The organism is Marivivens sp. JLT3646, assembly GCF_001908835.1.
GTDB classification, from domain to species: Bacteria; Pseudomonadota; Alphaproteobacteria; order Rhodobacterales; family Rhodobacteraceae; genus Marivivens; species Marivivens geojensis.
Map to the genome: position 1 here is coordinate 1,770,231 of NZ_CP018572.1, position 18,064 is coordinate 1,788,294.

Genomic DNA, 18,064 nt, shown 5'->3' on the forward strand with positions numbered 1-18,064 from the left:
CCGGGATATTTTGGGCACAAAGGCAGACGGGCGCGGGATTGATTTTCGGGGCTGCGCGGCCTAATAGGTGGCCATGCCTCGTTACGCGTTTCAGATCGAATATCACGGTGCCCCTTTTGTCGGCTGGCAAAGGCAAGCAGAGCAGTTGTCGGTGCAAGGCGCGATTGAAGCGGCCTTGGCCAAGTTGGAGCCACGCGCCCATACCATCGCAGCGGCAGGTCGAACCGATGCGGGTGTTCACGCGACCCATCAGGTGGCGCATGTCGATCTAGAACGGGAATGGGAAACTTTCCGTTTGATGGAGGCGTTGAACTATCACCTCAAGCCGTTGCCGGTATCGATCGTCCGCACCGAACAGGTTGCTGACGATTGGCATGCGCGGTTTTCAGCAAATGAGCGTCGGTATCTGTTCCGGATCATCACCCGTCGTGCGCCGCTGGTGCATGAGGCAGGGTTGGTTTGGCAGGTTCGGCAGCGGCTGGATGCGGCCGCGATGCAAGAGGCGGCCAATCGGCTCTTGGGGCGACACGATTTTACGACATTCCGGTCGTCGATTTGTCAGGCCGACAGTCCGATGCGGACATTGGATGAATTGCGCGTTGAAGAACTGACGCGCCCTGATGGGCAGGAAATACGATTTTACGTGCGGGCGCGGTCGTTCCTACACAATCAGGTGCGGTCTTTTGTTGGCACGCTCGAGCGAGTTGGCGCAGGGCAATGGACGCCTGATGATGTTGAAGCGGCTCTTCATGCACGGGACCGCGCGGCCTGTGGCCCCGTTTGTCCACCGCATGGGCTATATCTTGCCGGTGTGGGTTACCCCGACGACCCATTTGCTTGACCTGAATGTGATGTGCCGTAGCTCTACCTGAGGTGCATTCCTGTTCTCAGCGGGATAGGTTAGGGTTAAGCAAACTCACCAAGCGGGTGGGTGATTAGGGGCAGAAAAACGCGTGTCAGGACACTTCAAAACACTCGTATCGAGCATTTCCATTGCCATCCTCGCGCAAGCAGCAGTGGCACAAGACCTGACCATCGCGGTGGATGTCGCTGATCTGGAACCCGTGTTGCGGCAAGCCTCGCTGGTCGCCACGGTGCTCTCGACCGAAGACGCCCCACTGGCCCAAGATTTGATCGCAGCCGCGCGGGCCGATTATCAGCGGATTATCGCGGGTTTGTATTCCGAGGGGTATTACGGCGGCACAGTGTCCATTCGCATCGATGGGAGAGAGGCTGCCTCGATTGCGCCACTGGACGCGCCTGAAACAGTCAGCGCGATCTCGATTGAAGTGAACGCAGGCCAGCGGTTCACCTTTGGACAGGTCAGCGTTGCGCCTTTGGCGGACGGGACCGTTTTGCCTGATGGATTTGCCGCAGGTCAGACGGCGCGATCTGGAGAGGTAAAGGCGGCAGTTGCAGCGGCGGTCGCGGCATGGCGGACGGAGGGACACGCAAAGGCGGCTCCGACATCGCAGCAGATCACCGCGCGCCATTCCGAGGCCGAATTGAACGTAGCCGTCGGCATTGATGCAGGGCCGCAAGTGTCGTTTGGTCCCCTGACGGTTTCGGGCAACGAAGATGTGCGGACCGACGCCATCACGCGGATCGTGGGCTATCGGCAAGGCACCGTGTTTTCCCCTCATGAGGCGGAGAAGCTGGCGGATCGTTTGCGGCGCACGGGGGCTTTTTCTTCGGTTGCGGTGATAGAAGGCGACGCGCTGATCGGAACAGCTTTGCCGATTGAGTTGCAGGTGTCCGAAAAGCTCCCGCGCCGTCTGGGCTATGGCGTAGAGATGTCGACTGTCGATGGTCTCACCCTGTCGGGCTACTGGATGCATCGCAACATGTTCGGTGGGGCGCAGCGGTTGCGGGTCGATGGGATCGTGTCGGGGATCGCTGGCGAAACAGGCGGAATCGATTATGGGACGACTGTCACCTACGCCTACCCGCGCCCCTTTTCGATTGATACCGAAGCCGTTGCGACCTTAGCCCTCGAACATGAGGATGAGCCTGATTACAAACTCGATCAGTTGACAGGATCGGTGATTGTATCCCGACTGTTTAGCGACAATCGCGCGATTGAGGGCGGTATTGGCTTTGTCACCGCCGAAAGCGAAGACGCCAACGGCACCCGCGAATACACGCTTTTGACGCTTCCCATGGCGGGCACTGTTGATCGACGGGATTCCACGTTGAACCCAAAGAACGGTCATTACGCGACTTTGGACCTCACGCCCTTTGTCGGCTTTGGCGATGCGGGCACGGGGGGAAGGCTCTATTTCGATGGGCGCTATTATAGGTCCGTCGGCACCGACGATAACGTGACCTTTGCCCTGCGCGGCCAATTGGGATCGGTCATGGGTGTGTCCATCGCAGAAGCGCCCACCGATTACCTGTTTTACTCTGGCGGCGGCGATAGCGTACGCGGTGAAGGGTACAAATCGCTTGGCTATACCACAGGTGGCCAGACCACAGGCGGGCGCAGCTTTGCCGCGATTTCGGCGGAAACCCGTATCGATGTGACACCCTCCATCGGGATGGTCGGCTTTGTCGATGCAGGCTTTATCGGCGGCGGGTCGGTTCCCTTTGACGATGGCGAATGGCAGAGCGGTGCGGGCCTCGGCCTGAGGTATAACACGGGGATCGGGCCAATTCGCCTCGACCTTGCGACGCCGACCTCGGGGGATGGTGCGGGGCAATCTATCAATCTTTATGTCGGTATTGGGCAGGCGTTCTGATGCGGAAATTTCTGTTCCTCCTCGCACTGGCCCTGCCGATCCCCGCTGCGGCCCAAGACACTGTTGAGGCCGACCGTGGGTTGATCGTCGACTTTCTAACCGACAACTTGTCGGGCGCGGGTCGTGAAGTGCAAATCTATGGGTTTCAAGGCGCGCTGAGTTCACAGGCCAAAATCGACCGACTAACCATTGCGGACTCAGATGGTGTCTGGCTCGACGCTCAAGGACTGGTTCTGGATTGGAACCGCGCAGCACTTTTGGCGGGTCGGGTCGAGGTGAGCGACCTTTCGGCGGACAGCATCGCGATGGTACGCAAACCATTGACCGAAGCCCAAACCATTGACCCGAGCGCGAGCAGCGCACCCTTTGCCCTGCCCGACCTTCCCGTCTCGTTGACCGTCGATAACATGTCGATTGGCGCGCTGAGCCTCGGCGCAGACCTGATCGGAGAGCCTGTGTCGCTCTCCATCACAGGCGCCGCTGCCCTAGCAGGTGGCGCGGGATCTGCAGACCTTCGGGCGGAACGGATTGACGGGCAAACGGGCGAATTGATCCTCACGGGGTCCTTTTCAAACGAGAGCCGCGTTCTGGGCCTGACCCTTGCCCTGCGCGAAGGGGACGCGGGCATTGCCGCACGGCTCCTCGATCTACCGGGGTTGCCCTCCGTCGCGCTTAGCATCGATGGCACCGCTCCGCTGGATGCATACGAGGCAACGATTGCGCTGGATACTGACGGGCAGCCACGGTTGAGCGGGACGGTTGGGTTCGGCTCGGTCACGACCGTCGACGCAGCGACAGATAAGACCTTCCAATTTGACCTCGGCGGCGATGTCACTGCGCTGTTCCTGCCAGAATATCGCGACTTCTTTGGCCCTGACGTTCGGCTCGCCGCGGCGGGTCGGTCGACCGATCTCGGAACCGCCCTCTCGGCCCTGACGATCGAAACGCAGAGCCTTCGCCTGAACGGGTCGGCAAACTTGGATGAAACGGGCTGGCCGATTGATTTTGCCCTAACGGGCGACTTGGGTCGTGCAGATGGCGCGCCCGTTCTGTTGCCCATCAGTGGGGCACAAAACTACCTGCGGTCGGCAGCTTTGGACATTGGGTTTGATGCCACAAACGGCGACCAATGGAACGTAAAGATCGACGCGCAAGACTTTGTTAGAAAAGGTATTTCAATTCCAAATCTCACCCTAAACGGCGGTGGAACGATTGCCCCGGATCGTAGCGGATTGACTGCCGTTCTGACCTACGGTGCGACAGGCATTTCGCTCGATGATGCGGGGCTGACCGATGCGATGGGCGATGAGGTGAGCGGTGCATTATCGGTCGACTACGTGGCAAATGATCGAACGACCTTGCGTGAATTTTCGCTATCAGGCGCAGGGATCGATGCGCAGCTATCGGCTATTATCGACCCCACTGGGGATGAGATTGTCATCACACCTGACCTGTCCGTGGTGGTCAATGGTCTGTCTCGGTTCGCCACCCTTGCGGGGCTGCCCGACCTATCGGGTGACGCAGAACTGACCGCCAAAGGCACCATCCACCCGCTCCGTACAGCCGTCGATTTGGACGTTGTGGCACGCACTACCGACCTCTCGATCGGGCAACCGCAGGCGGATGCGCTTTTGGCGGGGGATGGTACTTTGACCCTCCGCGCCGTGCGGGATGAGGCCGGCACGCGGATCGAAGCTCTCGATTTCCAATCGGGCGATACGGCCCTGAACGGCGCGGTGGCGCTGACGGCGGATGGCGTGTTGGGACGTGCGACGCTCGGCACCCCTGCGGCTGGTTTGATTGAAGGGGCGTCGGGCGAATTGTCGGTGACGGTCAACGGCGCACGCGCGACCGACGGAACCCTAACCGCCAATGCCGTCCTCACCCGCGATGGCGACAGGATCGACCTGAGCGCTGATCTGCCAGCCGAAGGCCAAGGCCCGATTAACGTGAGTGCCGAAGTCACCGACCTTCGCCAATATGCGGGCCTTTCTGGCCTCGCGCTCTCGGGCGGCGCGTCTGTGACCATCAACGGCACAGCCCAAGCGGACGGCCAAACGTTTGACCTGACCGCCAACGCGACGACACGCAACGTGGCGATTGGGAATGCAAGCGTTGACCCGATCTTGACTGGCGCGGGGCAGTTGGCGACACGCCTGCGCCGCGATGACCAGCAGATCACCGTTGATCCGCTTACGCTGACCTTCCCGAACCTAACGGGCCAAGCGACCCTCGCGACGGATGGCACAACAGGTGGGGCAGAGTTCAACGTCCGCCTTGCTGATCTTGCCCTGATCGCGCCTGACTTCTCAGGTCCGCTCACGACCAAGGGCACCGCAACCCTGACAGAGAACGGCGCATGGCAGATCGATACCCAAGCCGACGGCGCGGCGGGCCTGTCGGCCAATGTCGCTGGACAGATCGTAGGGTCGAACCTCGACCTGCGGATCAATGGCGCGGCACCGCTGGCGCTCTTGAACGGCGTGTTGGAACCGCGCCGTTTGACGGGCACAGCAGGATTTAACCTTACCGTCTCTGGCCCCGCGGCTCTCGACGCAGTTACAGGGCAAATTCAGATCACCCGCGCAGAGCTATCAGCGCCGACCTTGGGCCAATCTCTGCGCGACCTCGACGGGACGATCACCCTTGCCAACGGATCAGCGCAGGTCGAGATGACTGGGGCATCCTCGCTTGGCGGCGGACTGGCCTTGCGCGGCCGCGTGGGGCTAAGCGGCGGGCTAAATTCAGCCCTAACCGTTGAAGCCAACAACATCGTCGTTCGCGATCCGACGCTCTATGAAAGCACCCTGTCGGGGGCGATTGCGATCAATGGGCCGCTTGCGGGTGGTGCGCAGATCAGTGGCACCATCGACGTGACGCAATCTGAAATTCAGGTACCCTCCTCGACCGTTGGGTCATTGGGCGATGTACCTGAGGTTACCCATGTCGGTGCGCCATCGGACGTCAGTCAAACCTTGCAACGTGCGGGGCTGACGGGAGCCACGGCGACCACGTCTGGCGGTGGCGGGCCTGCATATGACCTCGACATCACCATCAACGCCCCTGCCCGCCTCTTTGTACGCGGGCGTGGGTTGGATGCGGAGCTTGGCGGGAAACTGACGCTGCAAGGGACCACCCAGCAGATCATTCCCGCAGGTCAGTTCAACCTGATCCGCGGGCGGCTCGATATCTTGCAACAACGCTTTGCCCTGACCGACGGCGCGATCACCATGCAGGGCGACTTCATCCCCAAAATCCGTTTTGTCGCGACGACCGAGTCCCTGAACGGCACAACCGTCAACGTCATCGTCGAAGGCCCTGCCAGTGCGCCAGAGGTGAGCTTTACCTCTGCGCCTGAACTTCCCCAAGACGAGGTTCTGTCCCAGCTTCTCTTTGGTCGTGACATGTCATCCATAAGCGCATTCCAAGCTGTGCAGCTGGCCGCAGCCGTCGGCACCCTGACGGGGCGCAGTGGCGGTGGTCTAATCGACAAAATCCGTCAGGGGTCGGGCTTGGATGATTTGGACGTGACCACCGATGATGCGGGCAATGCGGCCTTATCGGCGGGCAAATACCTCAGCGACAATGTCTACACCGATGTTACCGTTTCATCGCAAGGCGACACCCAAATTAACCTTAACCTTGACCTCGGCGGCAACTTCACGGCCAAAGGCGGGTTTGGAACCACTGGCGACACGTCAGTCGGTGTTTTCTTTGAAAAGGATTACTGATGACGATCTCGCTCGACCTGACCGACCGCAAAGGGCTCCCTGATCCAATGCGGGTATTGATCACCGAATACCCACGTGACCTTTGGGCCAGAGATCCGAATTTCCACGGGTTGGTAAGCTTTTGGCTCGACCGTCATATGACCTTCCGCCGCCTCTTGTCCGCTATGACCACGGCCACCGAGGATGTGATGGACAAGGGTGATCCCAAACGGTTCGCCACCGCGATTTCCCGATATGGCTCTATGTTCGTCCAAGACTTACACGGCCACCACCAGATTGAGGATCAGCACTACTTTCCGATCCTGTCAAAGAAAGACCCACGCGTGACCCGTGGCTTTGATATTCTGGACAAAGACCACCATGCGATGGACGGCATCCTCTCTAGCTTTGTCGAAGTTGCGAACGGGGCGTTGCAAACCCTTGATCGCGGTCCGAAATTGATAACTGGCGCAGGTGCGCTTCATGCGGAACTCGAAAAACTGACCCGCCTGATGGACCGCCACCTCACCGACGAAGAGGAATTGGTGGTGCCCGTAATCCTCAAGTTCGGCGCCGACGGGCTTCACTAACACAATCTGATTTGATCATTTCTTTGATGTGGGGCAGAATTGGTCCCAATCAGACGCAGGAGTGCCGCACGTGAACGTCGAAATGCCAAAGGAACCAGCACACCAAACGGTGTATCGACGCCTTCGTGATATGATCCTCTGCGGAGAGATGGAGCCTGGTCAGGCCGTCACCATTCAGGGCCTCGTGGCTGAACTGGACGCGGGCATGACCCCCGTACGCGAAGCGATCCGCCGTCTGACCTCTGAACACGCGCTGGAATTCAAAGACAACCGTCGCGTTGGCCTGCCCGTTCTGAACCGCGCTGAAATTGACGAGATTTCCTTTGCGCGTCTGGCGCTCGAACCTCAGCTCGCCATGTGGGCCGCGGCCAAGATCACACCTGAACAGATCGACCAGCTTGCCGCCATCGACGAGGACCTGAACCGCGCGATTGATCGCGGCGATATTCAAACCTACCTCATCCAGAACTACCGTTTCCACAGCACACTTTATGCGGCTTCGCAGGCGGCAACAGTGATTGCGCTGGTGGATGCGCTCTGGCTCCGCCTTGGGCCGAGCTTGCGTGTTATGCGGGGTCGGTTCGGTACAGCATCGCTCGACGACCGTCACGCGGTCGCGGTCGAGGCCCTACGGGTGGGCGATATCCCTGCCGTGGGCGACGCCATTCGTTTGGATATTGAACAGGGGTTCAACCAGATCCGCCTGTCGATGCGCGACTAAACCGCCATCTCCATAAAGATACGATCAAACCCGTCGACCGTTGCGCGATGCGTAGTGGTGAACCCGTATTTTTGGTAGATCACAACATTCCGTGCCATTTTCGCGTTGGTATAAAGCGTCAGCTTTGACCGACCCGTTGACCGAGCGTGATCAGCCGCGAAATCAAGGAGCCTGCGTCCAATCCCCTGCCCTTGTGCCTCTGGCGAGACCGCGATCATGTCGATCTCAATCGCATCTCCATCGGGGAACATGACCAGACAACCGAGCATGGGATGACCGAGGACATACAACTGCCCCGCCTCAATCGCGGCCGCATAATCCGCGTCCATTGGCGCAGGGCGACGGCCGATCAGTGGGATATATTGGGCGTAGGAGGTTTCGACGATCTCTTGAACCGCTGGCAAATCGGCAGGCGTCGCGAGGCGAATGTCCGTCAAAACCGATCTTTCAGACCGAACCACAGCATACCGAGCACCAAGAGCGGATGCCGAAGCGCTGCACCACCGGGGAACCGTGGGCTAGGCACCGAAGCCATGATGTCGAACTTTTCCGCCTGCCCCGCGATAGCCTCAGCCGCGACCTTGCCCGCGAACGTCGCAAGAGCAACGCCATGACCAGAGAAGCCAGAGAGCGACAGGATATTGCCCGTGATCCGCTCCACATGCGGAAGACGGTTCATTGTGATCCCGAGCGTCCCACCCCACGCGTAGTCCACGCGGATGCCATTCAACTGCGGGAAAATCTGCGCCATCGCCTTGCGCACAACGCCTTCGATATCAGACGGGAATTTGTAGCCGTAACTTTCCCCGCCGCCAAAGAGCATCCGATTATCGTCCGACAGGCGGAAGTAATTGATGACGTATTTGCTGTCCGCCACGCAATGATTGCCCTTCATCACCAGTTCGGGATCAGCCAAAGGCTCTGTCGCGATGATGAAGTTATTGATCGGCATTACGCGGGCCGCGACGCGTTCTTGCATCCGCCCCAGATAGCCATTGCAGCCCATAACCACATAGCGGGCGCGGATGGTGGCACCTTCGGTATGAACGATTGCTGGCTCACCCTCTTCGACGCGGGTGACACGGGTTTGTTCATAGATTGTCACGCCTAAATCGCGGCACGCCCGAGCAAGGCCAAGCGCAAAGCGCAGCGGGTGAATGTGACCGCCCCCCATATCGATCGCGCCGCCATGATAGGCATCCGATCGACAAAGATCGTAGAGCTCATCCCGATCCAGTTTGCGGATTTTGTCATAGCCGTATTCGGTGTTCAGCTTGTCGACGTAAGCATGGGTATGCGGCACGAACCGCGCGCGGTGATCGGCCTCGATCACACCTGCGGCCCAGCCAGCGCCTGTGTCGTATTTCTGATCCAGCCCGCGCAGAACATCGACGGACTCTTGCGATAACGCCCAGAGTTTGCGGGCCAAATCCTTGCCCACCAATTCCTCTAGATCGTCCTGATGCAGCCGCTGACCGCCAGAGACCTGCCCCCCATTGCGCCCCGAGGCGCCGAAACCGACGCGCTGCGCCTCGACCAAAGTGACCTGATAACCCTGCTCTGCCAGATGCAGCGCAGTCGATAGGCCCATGAACCCACCGCCGATGACACAGATATCGCAGGACAAATCACCCCTTGCCGCGGGAAACGCGTCAAGGGGTTTAGCTGTCGCCGCATAATAACTGTCGGGGTATTCCCCAACGCGATCATTTGCGGTGAGAAAGTCCATTAGGCTGACTTCATCAGACCTGCGGCCTTCACTTTTTCATAAGCTTCATCGAGCGACTTGCGGGCACGACCGATCAGCTCGTCCACTTCGTCACGGGTGATAACCAGCGGCGGAGCGATGATCATACGGTCACCGACGTGACGCATGATCAGGTCGTTGCCGAAGCAGCATTCGCGGGTCATGAAACCAACGGTGCCCGGAGCGGACTCGAACGGTTTGCGGCTTCCTTTTTCAGGAACCAGCGCGAGCGACGCCATCATACCAACAATCTTGGTCTCACCAACAAACGGGTGATCGCCGAGGCTGTGCCACTTCTCTGCCAGATACGGTGCGATGTCGTTCTTTACGTAATCAACGAGGTTCAGTTCCTCCATGATACGCAGGTTTTCCAGAGCAACCGCACAGGCCACAGGGTGACCCGAGTAGGTGTAGCCATGGTTGAACTCTACGCTATCAATCGCAGCTGCGACTTTGTCGTTCACAATCGACGCAGCGATCGGAATGTAACCCGAGGACAGGCCTTTTGCGGTGGTGATGATGTCAGGTTTGGTGCCCATTGCTTGGAAGCCGAACCATTCACCTGTGCGACCAAACCCACAAATCACTTCGTCAGAGATGAACAGGATACCGTATTTATCAACGATACGCTGAATTTCCGGCCAGTAGGTTTCAGGCGCAACGATCACGCCGCCAGCGCCTTGCACAGGTTCACCGATAAATGCCGCAACCTTTTCAGGGCCAATTTCAAGGATCGCGTCTTCGAGTTCGCGTGCGCGAGCGAGACCAAATTCTTCGGGCGACATGTCGCCGCCTTCGGTCCACCAGTTCGGCTGGTTGATGTGGTGAATGCCAGGGATCACGCCGCCCTGCTTGTGCATGCCAGCCATACCGCCGAGGCTCATGCCCGCCATGGTCGAGCCGTGGTAGCCGTTCTTACGACCAATCACGACCTGACGGTCTGGTTCGCCCTTCGCTTGCCAGTAAGCACGGACCATACGCAGGTTGGTGTCGTTCGCTTCAGAACCCGAAGATGCAAAGAACACGTGGTTCAGATCACCTGGTGCGATTTCAGCGAGCTTATTGGCAAGCTGGATCACCGGCACGTGCGTGGTCATGAAGAAGGTGTTGTAATACGGCAGTTCCTTCATCTGCTTTGCAGCAACTTCGGCAAGGCTGTCATGGCCGTAGCCGATGTTCACGCACCACAGACCCGACATCGCGTCGAGGATACGGTGGTTTTCGCTGTCGGTCAGCCAAACGCCTTCGGCGCGGGTCACAACGCGGGCGCCGCGCTTTGCCAGAACATCACCATTGGTGAATGGGTGCATGTGGTGAGCGGAATCGAGCGCCTGAAGCTCTGCTGTGGGGGTTTGGGTGCTGATCATATTCATGAGGGCGCTCCTTTCGGCGCGAAACGCGCGCGGGGTTGAAGGCAAAGGTTACACGCAAAATCTGCGTTCTGCAGCAGGATAGAAATACGGTTCCGCCCCGTCAAGCAAGTTTGATCAAATTCCGCGCTCACATCACCCTCTCTGGTCCATAGAATCGTCTTCGGACTCCATCCGAAGTAGCGCCTAATCCCTTGACCACGCACCCAAAGCCCATTCGGACCCCAAGATTCGCACAACTGCTAAGCAACCAGATCAACTGGCCTTTCTTTCTTTGATCAATAAACGCCTTATTTTTGACCAGCGACATTCCACATAGCAAAACATTTACGCAGTCCCGCTTGTTTTTTGCCCTCAGTCGTGGCGGGATGATTTCACCCCCTGCGACACAGAAAGGTTGCACTGTAGGCTACTTTTGATCAAATTGGGGAAAAAGGTCCGAATGGGCCACCAACTCGGGAGAAAGAAATATGACAAAAACCTGGTTGCCGATGACGGCTGCAATTGCGCTCGTCGCTGGCTCTGCGATGGCAGAAGAGGTGCGCGTATACAACTGGTCGGACTACATCGACGAAGCGCTCTTGGAAAAGTTCGAAGCCGAAACTGGCTATGACCTCATCTACGACGTGTTCGACTCGAACGAAGTTCTTGAGACCAAAATGCTGGCTGGTGGTTCGGGCTACGACGTCGTTGTGCCGACAGGCACCTTCCTTCAGCGTCAGATCGTAGCTGGCGCGTTCCAGCCGCTCGACATGTCGAAACTGCCGAACGCTGGCAACCTGTGGGACGTGATCAAAGATCGCACTGCGCAGTATGACCCCGGCAACGCTTATTCGATCAACTACATGTGGGGCACAACCGGTATCGGCGTAAACACCGGCAAGGTGGCTGAGCTTCTGGGCGACGACGCCCCGATCAACAGCCTCGAACTGGTGTTCAACCCTGCCAACATGGAAAAGCTGGCTGAGTGTGGTGTTCACTTCCTCGACGCACCGACCGAGATGGTTCCAGCCGCTTTGGCCTACGCTGGCCTCGACCCAGACGCTAAAGACGCTGACTCGCTCGCCAAAGCCGAAGAAGTGCTGATGGCGGTTCGTCCGTACATCCAAAAATTCCACTCTTCGGAATACATCAACGCTCTGGCAAACGGCGAAATCTGCGTGGCCTTCGGCTGGTCGGGCGACATACTTCAGGCTCGTGACCGCGCAGCAGAAGCTGAAAATGGCGTAGAAGTCGCTTATAACGCTCCGACTGAGGGCGCACTGATGTGGTTCGACCAAATGGCGATCCCCGCGGACGCTCCGAACCCAGAAGGCGCACATGCATTCCTGAACTTTATCATGGATGCGCAGAACATGGCTGATGCGTCGAACTACGTTTACTACGCGAACGGCAATAAAGCGTCCCAAGAGCTGCTGATCGAAGACGTGATCGGCGACACAGCGATCTATCCGGACGAAGCAACGCTGGAAAACCTCTACACCGTGACCCCGTTCGGTCCGGCAGAGCAGCGTCTACTGACCCGTCTGTGGACCCGCGTTAAATCCGGCGTCTAATCGCGCCTGACCTGCCCCGCGCCGTTTTTGTCGGCGCGGGGATTTTCATTTTATGCCGGAGTTCATTTGATGGCTCAGTCCCCTCGCCCGTCCAGTAGTCCAACCAATGTTTTTGCACCTTGGAATGACCCAAACGCCAAACCATTGATCCAGTTTAAGAACGTGACGAAAAGGTTCGGGGATTTCACCGCTGTCGATGATCTGACAATCGACATTTACGAACGCGAATTCTTTGCTCTTCTGGGCCCGTCTGGTTGCGGCAAAACCACGTTGATGCGGATGCTCGCTGGTTTCGAAAGCCCGACGGAGGGCAGCATTCTGCTGGGCGGTCAGGATATCGTTCCTGTGCCCCCGAACAAACGCCCCGTAAACATGATGTTTCAGAGCTACGCGCTCTTCCCGCACCTGACCGTTTGGGACAATATCGCCTTCGGTCTGCGCCGTGATGGGCTGGGCAAAGATGCCATCAATGATCGCGTCAAAGAGATGCTTCGCCTCACGCGCCTCGACAAGTTCGCGAAACGCAAACCGCACCAGATTTCAGGCGGTCAGAGACAGCGTGTGGCCCTTGCCCGCTCCCTGGCGAAAGCACCGAAACTACTGCTGCTCGACGAACCGCTGGGCGCATTGGACAAAAAACTGCGCAACGAGACGCAGTTCGAACTGATGGACATTCAGGAAAAAACTGGCACGACCTTTGTGATCGTGACCCACGACCAAGAAGAGGCGATGACTGTTGCCTCCCGCGTCGCAGTCATGGATCACGGTAAGATGGTTCAGGTCGACACGCCCGCTGGCATTTATGAAGCGCCGAACAGCGTTTACGTCGCGGACTTTATCGGTGACGTGAACCTGATCGAAGGCAATGCAAAGGTCGACGGCAACACCGTCACGATCCATTTTGCAGAGGGCACCGCACCCATCACTGCGGTCTGCGAACGTCCCATCGCGGACGGACAACGCGTGTCTTATGCGATCCGCCCCGAAAAGATTTCGGTGAACCGCGAACCCCTCGACGACCGCGCAAACCACGTTAAAGGCAAGATCGAAGACATCGGCTACCTTGGCAACGTGTCAACCTATCACGTTCGCCTGCCCTCTGGTGAACTGGTCAGCGCCTTGATGACCAACTCTCGTCGCCTTGCCCGCCGTGATTTCACATGGGAAGACGAAGTGTGGCTTAGCTGGACGGACACCGCTGGTGTCGTCCTGACGGAGTGAGCGGCATGAACCTACGCCGCCTTATCGTCATCGGAGTTCCGTTCACGTGGTTGCTTCTGTTCTTCCTCGTGCCCTTCGTGATCGTAATCAAGATCTCGCTCTCTGATCCTGCCATCGCGATCCCGCCCTATTCGCCAACCCTTGAATTGTCTGGCGGCTGGGCGGGGCTAAAGGCGTTCTTTAGCCAGCTGGATTTCGAGAACTTCACCTTCCTGACGCTCGACCCACTCTATTACACGGCCTATCTGTCGTCGCTCAAGATTGCCACGATTTCGACCCTCCTGACGCTCGGCGTGGCCTTCCCGATGGCCTACGGCATGGCCCGAGCACCAGAGGAATGGCGCGCCACGCTGATGATGCTCGTGATCCTGCCGTTTTGGACCTCATTCCTGATCCGCGTATATTCGTGGATGGGAATTTTGGGCAAAGAAGGCTTCTTGAACATGATCCTTCTATGGCTCGGCATTATCGACGAACCACTAACGATCCTGAACACCAACACGGCGGTTTATATCGGTATCGTCTACACTTACCTGCCGTTCATGATCCTGCCGATCTATTCGACGTTGGAAAAACTGGACCTCTCGCTGATCGAAGCGGCAGAGGACCTCGGCTGCACGCGCACCTCCGCCTTCTGGCTCGTCACTGTGCCGCTCTCGGTGCCGGGTGTGGTTGCAGGCTGTTTCCTCGTCTTTATCCCTGCATTGGGCGAATTCGTGATCCCATCCCTCTTGGGCGGATCGGACACGCTGATGATCGGTAAGGTCCTGTGGGAAGAGTTCTTCTCGAACCGCGACTGGCCTGTGGCCTCTGCGGTGGCTGTGATCCTGCTCGCGATCCTCATCATCCCGATCATCCTGTTCCAGCGGAACCAACAAAAGCAGTTGGAGGGCGACCAATGAAAAAGCTGAGCTGGTTCAACCTGACCACCCTCACCCTTGGGTTTGCCTTCCTCTACATCCCGATGATCGTCCTGATCGTCTATTCCTTCAACGGCGGGCGGCTGGTGACAGTTTGGGCGGGATTCTCGACCAAATGGTACGGCACACTGTTCCATAACGAGGCCTTCCTCGATGCCGCTTGGGTGACGATCCGCGTGGCCGTCGCCACTGCAACACTTGCGACGATCCTCGGTACCTTGGCGGGATACGTGCTGGTGCGCGGCGGACGGTTCTGGGGCCGCACGCTGTTTTCAGGCATGGCTTATGCGCCGCTCGTGATGCCTGACGTGATCCTTGGTCTGTCACTATTGCTGTTGTTCAAGGTGATGTTCGGCAGCATGGGCATGACCACGATTATCCTCGCGCATACGACCTTTGCGATGTGCTATGTGTCGGTCGTCGTCTCCTCGCGCCTTCTGTCCTTTGACAAATCACTGGAAGAAGCCGCATCCGACCTCGGTGCGACACCCTTCGATACGTTCATGTCGGTCACGCTGCCGATCATCTTTCCAGCGGTTCTATCGGGCTGGCTTTTGGCCTTTACCCTGTCGCTCGACGATCTGGTGATTGCGTCCTTTGTGACAGGTCCGGGGGCAACGACCCTCCCGATCAAGATCTACTCAGCCGTGCGCTTGGGCGTTTCGCCCGAGATCAACGCGCTCTCGACCATCATGATCGGGATCGTAACGGTCGGCGTTCTGACCGCATCGCTGATCAACAAACGCAAAGTTGTTCAGCGCCTCAAGGACGAGAAAGCCGCGAATTAAGCGAGTTCAGCGACCGTGCGGCGAGCCCAATCAAGGATCGCCGCCGGATCGTTGGGCAGTTCCTCGCCCAAGCCTTCGGTAAAGGCGTGGAACGCCGGCAAGGTTTCATCACGAACGGCCAAGAGCACGGGAATCCCCGCCGCCAATGCCGCACCTATGACTGGACGGAACCCGCGACCTTCGGCCTCTTGCTTGCCGAACTTATTTGCCAACAACAGCTCTGCCCCATCCAGCGAAGCCTCAACCAGCCCCACAGCCTCTTCCAATGCGGTCGGGTCCAAACGACACCCCGATGACAAGGCGCCAAGGTTCTGGCTGATGCGGATCACACGCCCTGACGGGATCATATGCAGGTCCATGTGATAGGGGCTTCCGTCCTGCGGATCATCGTTGATCTGACAGGCGCCTGCGACCACGACGCCCTCGGCCCGCAACTGGCGGATCGCCTCTGTCAGGGTTGGGTTTGCGGTGCTGGTTTTGGTCGCGATTACGTAGCCTAGCATTATGCCCTCTTGTGCAAGTCACACCACGATGACAGCCTGTTGTGCGAAAGAAAAGGGACACAATGCAGCAAACACCAGTCATGATCCTCGCGGGCGGTCGGGCCACCCGAATGGGCGGAGGCGATAAGCCCCTGATGTTGTGGCGGGACCGGCCTTTGATCGAATGGCTGCTAGACGATCTGCGCAAACACTCCCCCAAAATAGCGATCAACGCGAATGGGGACCCACAGCGGTTCGCGAAATACTGGCTATCTGTTGTGCCCGATGATCTGCCCGATTGCGGCCCGCTCTCGGGTATCCTGACTGCGATGGAATGGGCTGCAGCCTCTGGGTTTTCGCATGTTGGGGTCATTGCTGGGGATACCGTTGGGCTGCCCGACGACCTCTTGGAACGATTGGGCGCAGGACCCTCCTACGCCGCTTCACGGGTCGACAGCGAATGGCGCGCCCATCCAACGGTCGGTGTCTGGCCTATCGTTCTAGCAACGGGATTGCGCGACTACCTTCGGTCAGGAGAACGCCGTGTCATGGGCTGGGCAAAATCTGTTGGCGCGACCGAGGTACGGTTTGACGGCGAGGTCTTCCGCAATTTCAACACACCAGCAGACCTAAAGGGCTAGCCCCTGCGGATCAGATAGGCCTGCCCGCGGTCGACCTCTTCCATGCCGAGGAACTCATGCCCCGCCTCGCGGCAAAACACGGGCATGTCGATCTGCGCCATCGCATCGGACGCAAGGATACGGAGCACCTGCCCCACCTTCATCGACGCCAAAACCTTGCGCGCTTTCAACACGGGCAAAGGGCACAAAAGCCCAATTGCATCGACTTCTACGTCAGCCATGGAGTTTGCGATCCCGCAGAGACGCCACAAAGGACGCGCCGATTAGAGCCGCCCCGATCAACCCCGTTACGGCTTCGGGCACGTGGAATTCGACGTGCAAGAACATGACGATAGCCAGAACGAGGATCGACCAGAACGCGCCGTTTTCAAGGTAACGATATTCGTTCAAGGTGCCCTTTTCGACCAGCATGACCGTCATCGAACGCACATACATCGCGCCGATCCCAAGGCCGATCGCGATGATGAACAGATTCTGCGTCAAGGCAAAGGCGCCAATCACACCATCAAAGCTGAACGAGGCATCAAGCACTTCGAGGTACAGGAACGCCCCCAGCCCCGCCTGCCCGACGGCACGACCTGCTTTTTGTGCGTCGAGATAGTGACCCAACACATCGACCAACAGGAACGTCAGCAAACCCCAGATCGCCGATTGCAGAAATGCGCGCCCCGTCGCTGGATCAAAAAGGTTGGACACCAAAGTGATCACGCCAATTACAATCGTGACCACCAATAGCTTTGCCCCAGACATGCGACACATCATCCGTTCAACACCGGGGAGCCAATGGACGGTCTTTTCGGGGTCAAAGAAATATGACAGCGCGACCATCAATAGGAACGTCCCACCAAAGGCGCTGATCGGAACCCGCGCACCGTCCATGATCTGCGCATATCGGTCAGGATGTGCCCAAGCGAGCTCTACCGCCGCCCATGGTCCGATCTTGGCAGCGATACAGACAACGGCCAGCGGAAAAATGATCCGCATGCCAAAGACCGCGATGAGGATACCCCACGTCAGGAACCGCCGCTGCCAGACCGCAGTCATCTCACGCAGTTTGTTCGCGTTCACGATCGCGTTGTCGAATGAAAGCGAAATTTCCAGAACCGAAAGCACGGCAGTGATGAACAGCACGTTCAACATACCTGCCACGGTGCCAAAGATGCTCCACCCCAAAACCAAGCTAAGGATAAGACCGCCAGCGGTCACACCGAATGCCAGCGTGAAATAACGCAGCGCGGGTTTCGAACACGGTTCTGCCAATTCAGACCACCATAAAAAAGGACCGCCGCCCGATGTGGGCGGCGACGGTGATTATTTCTGCGCTTCGAGCGCGTCGAGCCGCGCCTTGAGCGCTTCGTTCTCTTCGCGGGCTTTTTGCGCCATCGCACGAACGGCGTCGAACTCTTCACGGGTGACAAAGTCGCGATCCGCAAGCCAGCGATCCAGCATGGATTTCATCGCATTTTGCGCTTCGTCCTTGGCCCCTTGCGCCACGCCCATAGCGTTGGTCATCAATTGGGAAAAGTCGTCTAGAATTTTATTGCGGGTCTGCATTGTCAGCCTCCGTTCAGTGTTAAGCC

Annotated in this window: 17 protein-coding genes; 10 read left to right on the forward strand and 7 right to left on the reverse strand. The window is 58.3% G+C overall.

The features are described from left to right. The first annotated feature begins 73 nt into the window (after positions 1-73). The 5 genes from truA (at position 74) to BSK21_RS08850 (ending at position 7,759) form a co-directional block, all read left to right on the forward strand. Entirely contained in the window at positions 74-841 is a 768-nt protein-coding gene (gene truA, locus BSK21_RS08830; protein ID WP_067546229.1) for a tRNA pseudouridine(38-40) synthase TruA, read from the forward strand. 175 nt (positions 842-1,016) lie between these two features. Continuing rightward, positions 1,017-2,738 (forward strand): autotransporter assembly complex family protein, encoded by a 1,722-nt coding sequence (locus BSK21_RS08835; protein ID WP_232230424.1) that lies wholly within the window; start codon positions 1,017-1,019, stop codon positions 2,736-2,738. Continuing rightward, on the forward strand, positions 2,738-6,469 hold the full coding sequence (locus tag BSK21_RS08840) for a translocation/assembly module TamB domain-containing protein (RefSeq protein WP_067546235.1): 3,732 nt from the start codon (positions 2,738-2,740) through the stop codon (positions 6,467-6,469). The genes BSK21_RS08835 and BSK21_RS08840 overlap by 1 nt, the downstream gene beginning before the upstream one ends. Next, positions 6,469-7,038 carry a hemerythrin domain-containing protein gene (locus tag BSK21_RS08845; RefSeq protein ID WP_067546238.1) on the forward strand — a complete coding sequence of 190 codons (570 nt, stop codon included), beginning with the start codon at positions 6,469-6,471 and terminating at the stop codon, positions 7,036-7,038. The genes BSK21_RS08840 and BSK21_RS08845 overlap by 1 nt, the downstream gene beginning before the upstream one ends. Positions 7,039-7,108: 70 nt before the next feature. Continuing rightward, a complete protein-coding gene (locus BSK21_RS08850; RefSeq protein WP_231924684.1) occupies positions 7,109-7,759 on the forward strand; it encodes a GntR family transcriptional regulator in 651 nt (216 codons plus the stop codon). On the opposite strand, the gene BSK21_RS08855 is transcribed toward BSK21_RS08850, so the two are convergent. From BSK21_RS08855 to BSK21_RS08865, 3 genes are read right to left on the reverse strand one after another with little or no spacing between them, the layout of a single operon-like run. Further along, positions 7,756-8,196, reverse strand: a complete 441-nt coding sequence (locus BSK21_RS08855) for a GNAT family N-acetyltransferase (protein ID WP_067546240.1) — start codon at positions 8,194-8,196, stop codon at positions 7,756-7,758. The two genes, BSK21_RS08850 and BSK21_RS08855, sit on opposite strands and share 4 nt — an antisense overlap. After that, positions 8,193-9,488 carry an FAD-binding oxidoreductase gene (locus BSK21_RS08860; RefSeq protein WP_067546243.1) on the reverse strand — a complete coding sequence of 432 codons (1,296 nt, stop codon included), beginning with the start codon at positions 9,486-9,488 and terminating at the stop codon, positions 8,193-8,195. The genes BSK21_RS08855 and BSK21_RS08860 overlap by 4 nt, the downstream gene beginning before the upstream one ends. After that, positions 9,488-10,879: an aspartate aminotransferase family protein gene (locus tag BSK21_RS08865; RefSeq protein WP_067546246.1), complete on the reverse strand. Its 1,392-nt coding sequence runs from the start codon at positions 10,877-10,879 to the stop codon at positions 9,488-9,490. The genes BSK21_RS08860 and BSK21_RS08865 overlap by 1 nt, the downstream gene beginning before the upstream one ends. Before the next feature lie 467 nt (positions 10,880-11,346). Between BSK21_RS08865 and BSK21_RS08870 the strand changes: the two genes are divergently transcribed. The 4 genes from BSK21_RS08870 (at position 11,347) to BSK21_RS08885 (ending at position 15,361) form a co-directional block, all read left to right on the forward strand. Next, complete coding sequence (locus BSK21_RS08870; protein ID WP_067546250.1) at positions 11,347-12,432, forward strand: polyamine ABC transporter substrate-binding protein; 1,086 nt, start codon at positions 11,347-11,349, stop codon at positions 12,430-12,432. A gap of 69 nt (positions 12,433-12,501) precedes the next feature. After that, positions 12,502-13,653: an ABC transporter ATP-binding protein gene (locus BSK21_RS08875; protein ID WP_067546253.1), complete on the forward strand. Its 1,152-nt coding sequence runs from the start codon at positions 12,502-12,504 to the stop codon at positions 13,651-13,653. A gap of 5 nt (positions 13,654-13,658) precedes the next feature. Then, complete coding sequence (locus BSK21_RS08880) at positions 13,659-14,555, forward strand: ABC transporter permease subunit (protein WP_067546256.1); 897 nt, start codon at positions 13,659-13,661, stop codon at positions 14,553-14,555. Further along, on the forward strand, positions 14,552-15,361 hold the full coding sequence (locus tag BSK21_RS08885) for an ABC transporter permease (protein WP_067546259.1): 810 nt from the start codon (positions 14,552-14,554) through the stop codon (positions 15,359-15,361). The genes BSK21_RS08880 and BSK21_RS08885 overlap by 4 nt, the downstream gene beginning before the upstream one ends. Here BSK21_RS08885 and BSK21_RS08890 read toward each other — a convergent pair. Continuing rightward, on the reverse strand, positions 15,358-15,864 hold the full coding sequence (locus BSK21_RS08890; RefSeq protein WP_074039002.1) for a DUF2478 domain-containing protein: 507 nt from the start codon (positions 15,862-15,864) through the stop codon (positions 15,358-15,360). The genes BSK21_RS08885 and BSK21_RS08890 overlap by 4 nt on opposite strands. A gap of 62 nt (positions 15,865-15,926) precedes the next feature. Here BSK21_RS08890 and mobA point away from each other — a divergent pair, with 62 nt between their 5' ends. Continuing rightward, complete coding sequence (gene mobA, locus BSK21_RS08895; RefSeq protein ID WP_067546265.1) at positions 15,927-16,484, forward strand: molybdenum cofactor guanylyltransferase MobA; 558 nt, start codon at positions 15,927-15,929, stop codon at positions 16,482-16,484. On the opposite strand, the gene BSK21_RS08900 is transcribed toward mobA, so the two are convergent. The 3 genes from BSK21_RS08900 to BSK21_RS08910 are packed head-to-tail and all read right to left on the reverse strand — an operon-like array spanning position 16,481 to position 18,038. Then, positions 16,481-16,705 (reverse strand): sulfurtransferase TusA family protein, encoded by a 225-nt coding sequence (locus BSK21_RS08900; protein ID WP_067546268.1) that lies wholly within the window; start codon positions 16,703-16,705, stop codon positions 16,481-16,483. The genes mobA and BSK21_RS08900 overlap by 4 nt on opposite strands. Further along, positions 16,698-17,744, reverse strand: coding sequence for a DUF475 domain-containing protein (locus BSK21_RS08905; protein WP_067546271.1), 1,047 nt, complete (start codon positions 17,742-17,744; stop codon positions 16,698-16,700). Before BSK21_RS08905 ends, BSK21_RS08900 begins: the two co-directional genes overlap by 8 nt. A gap of 51 nt (positions 17,745-17,795) precedes the next feature. After that, positions 17,796-18,038: an accessory factor UbiK family protein gene (locus BSK21_RS08910; protein WP_067546274.1), complete on the reverse strand. Its 243-nt coding sequence runs from the start codon at positions 18,036-18,038 to the stop codon at positions 17,796-17,798. Between the last annotated feature and the right edge of the window lie 26 nt (positions 18,039-18,064).

Bases quoted from the DNA above. Each gene is read 5' to 3' on its own strand.
- truA (WP_067546229.1), top strand. From the start codon at position 74: ATGCCTCGTTACGCGTTTCAGATCGAATATCACGGTGCCCCTTTTGTC.
- BSK21_RS08840 (WP_067546235.1), top strand. From the start codon at position 2,738: ATGCGGAAATTTCTGTTCCTCCTCGCACTGGCCCTGCCGATCCCCGCT.
- BSK21_RS08845 (WP_067546238.1), top strand. From the start codon at position 6,469: ATGACGATCTCGCTCGACCTGACCGACCGCAAAGGGCTCCCTGATCCA.
- BSK21_RS08860 (WP_067546243.1), bottom strand. From the start codon at position 9,488: ATGGACTTTCTCACCGCAAATGATCGCGTTGGGGAATACCCCGACAGT.
- BSK21_RS08865 (WP_067546246.1), bottom strand. From the start codon at position 10,879: ATGAATATGATCAGCACCCAAACCCCCACAGCAGAGCTTCAGGCGCTC.
- BSK21_RS08870 (WP_067546250.1), top strand. From the start codon at position 11,347: ATGACAAAAACCTGGTTGCCGATGACGGCTGCAATTGCGCTCGTCGCT.
- BSK21_RS08875 (WP_067546253.1), top strand. From the start codon at position 12,502: ATGGCTCAGTCCCCTCGCCCGTCCAGTAGTCCAACCAATGTTTTTGCA.
- BSK21_RS08880 (WP_067546256.1), top strand. From the start codon at position 13,659: ATGAACCTACGCCGCCTTATCGTCATCGGAGTTCCGTTCACGTGGTTG.
- BSK21_RS08885 (WP_067546259.1), top strand. From the start codon at position 14,552: ATGAAAAAGCTGAGCTGGTTCAACCTGACCACCCTCACCCTTGGGTTT.
- BSK21_RS08890 (WP_074039002.1), bottom strand. From the start codon at position 15,864: ATGCTAGGCTACGTAATCGCGACCAAAACCAGCACCGCAAACCCAACC.
- mobA (WP_067546265.1), top strand. From the start codon at position 15,927: ATGCAGCAAACACCAGTCATGATCCTCGCGGGCGGTCGGGCCACCCGA.
- BSK21_RS08900 (WP_067546268.1), bottom strand. From the start codon at position 16,705: ATGGCTGACGTAGAAGTCGATGCAATTGGGCTTTTGTGCCCTTTGCCC.
- BSK21_RS08910 (WP_067546274.1), bottom strand. From the start codon at position 18,038: ATGCAGACCCGCAATAAAATTCTAGACGACTTTTCCCAATTGATGACC.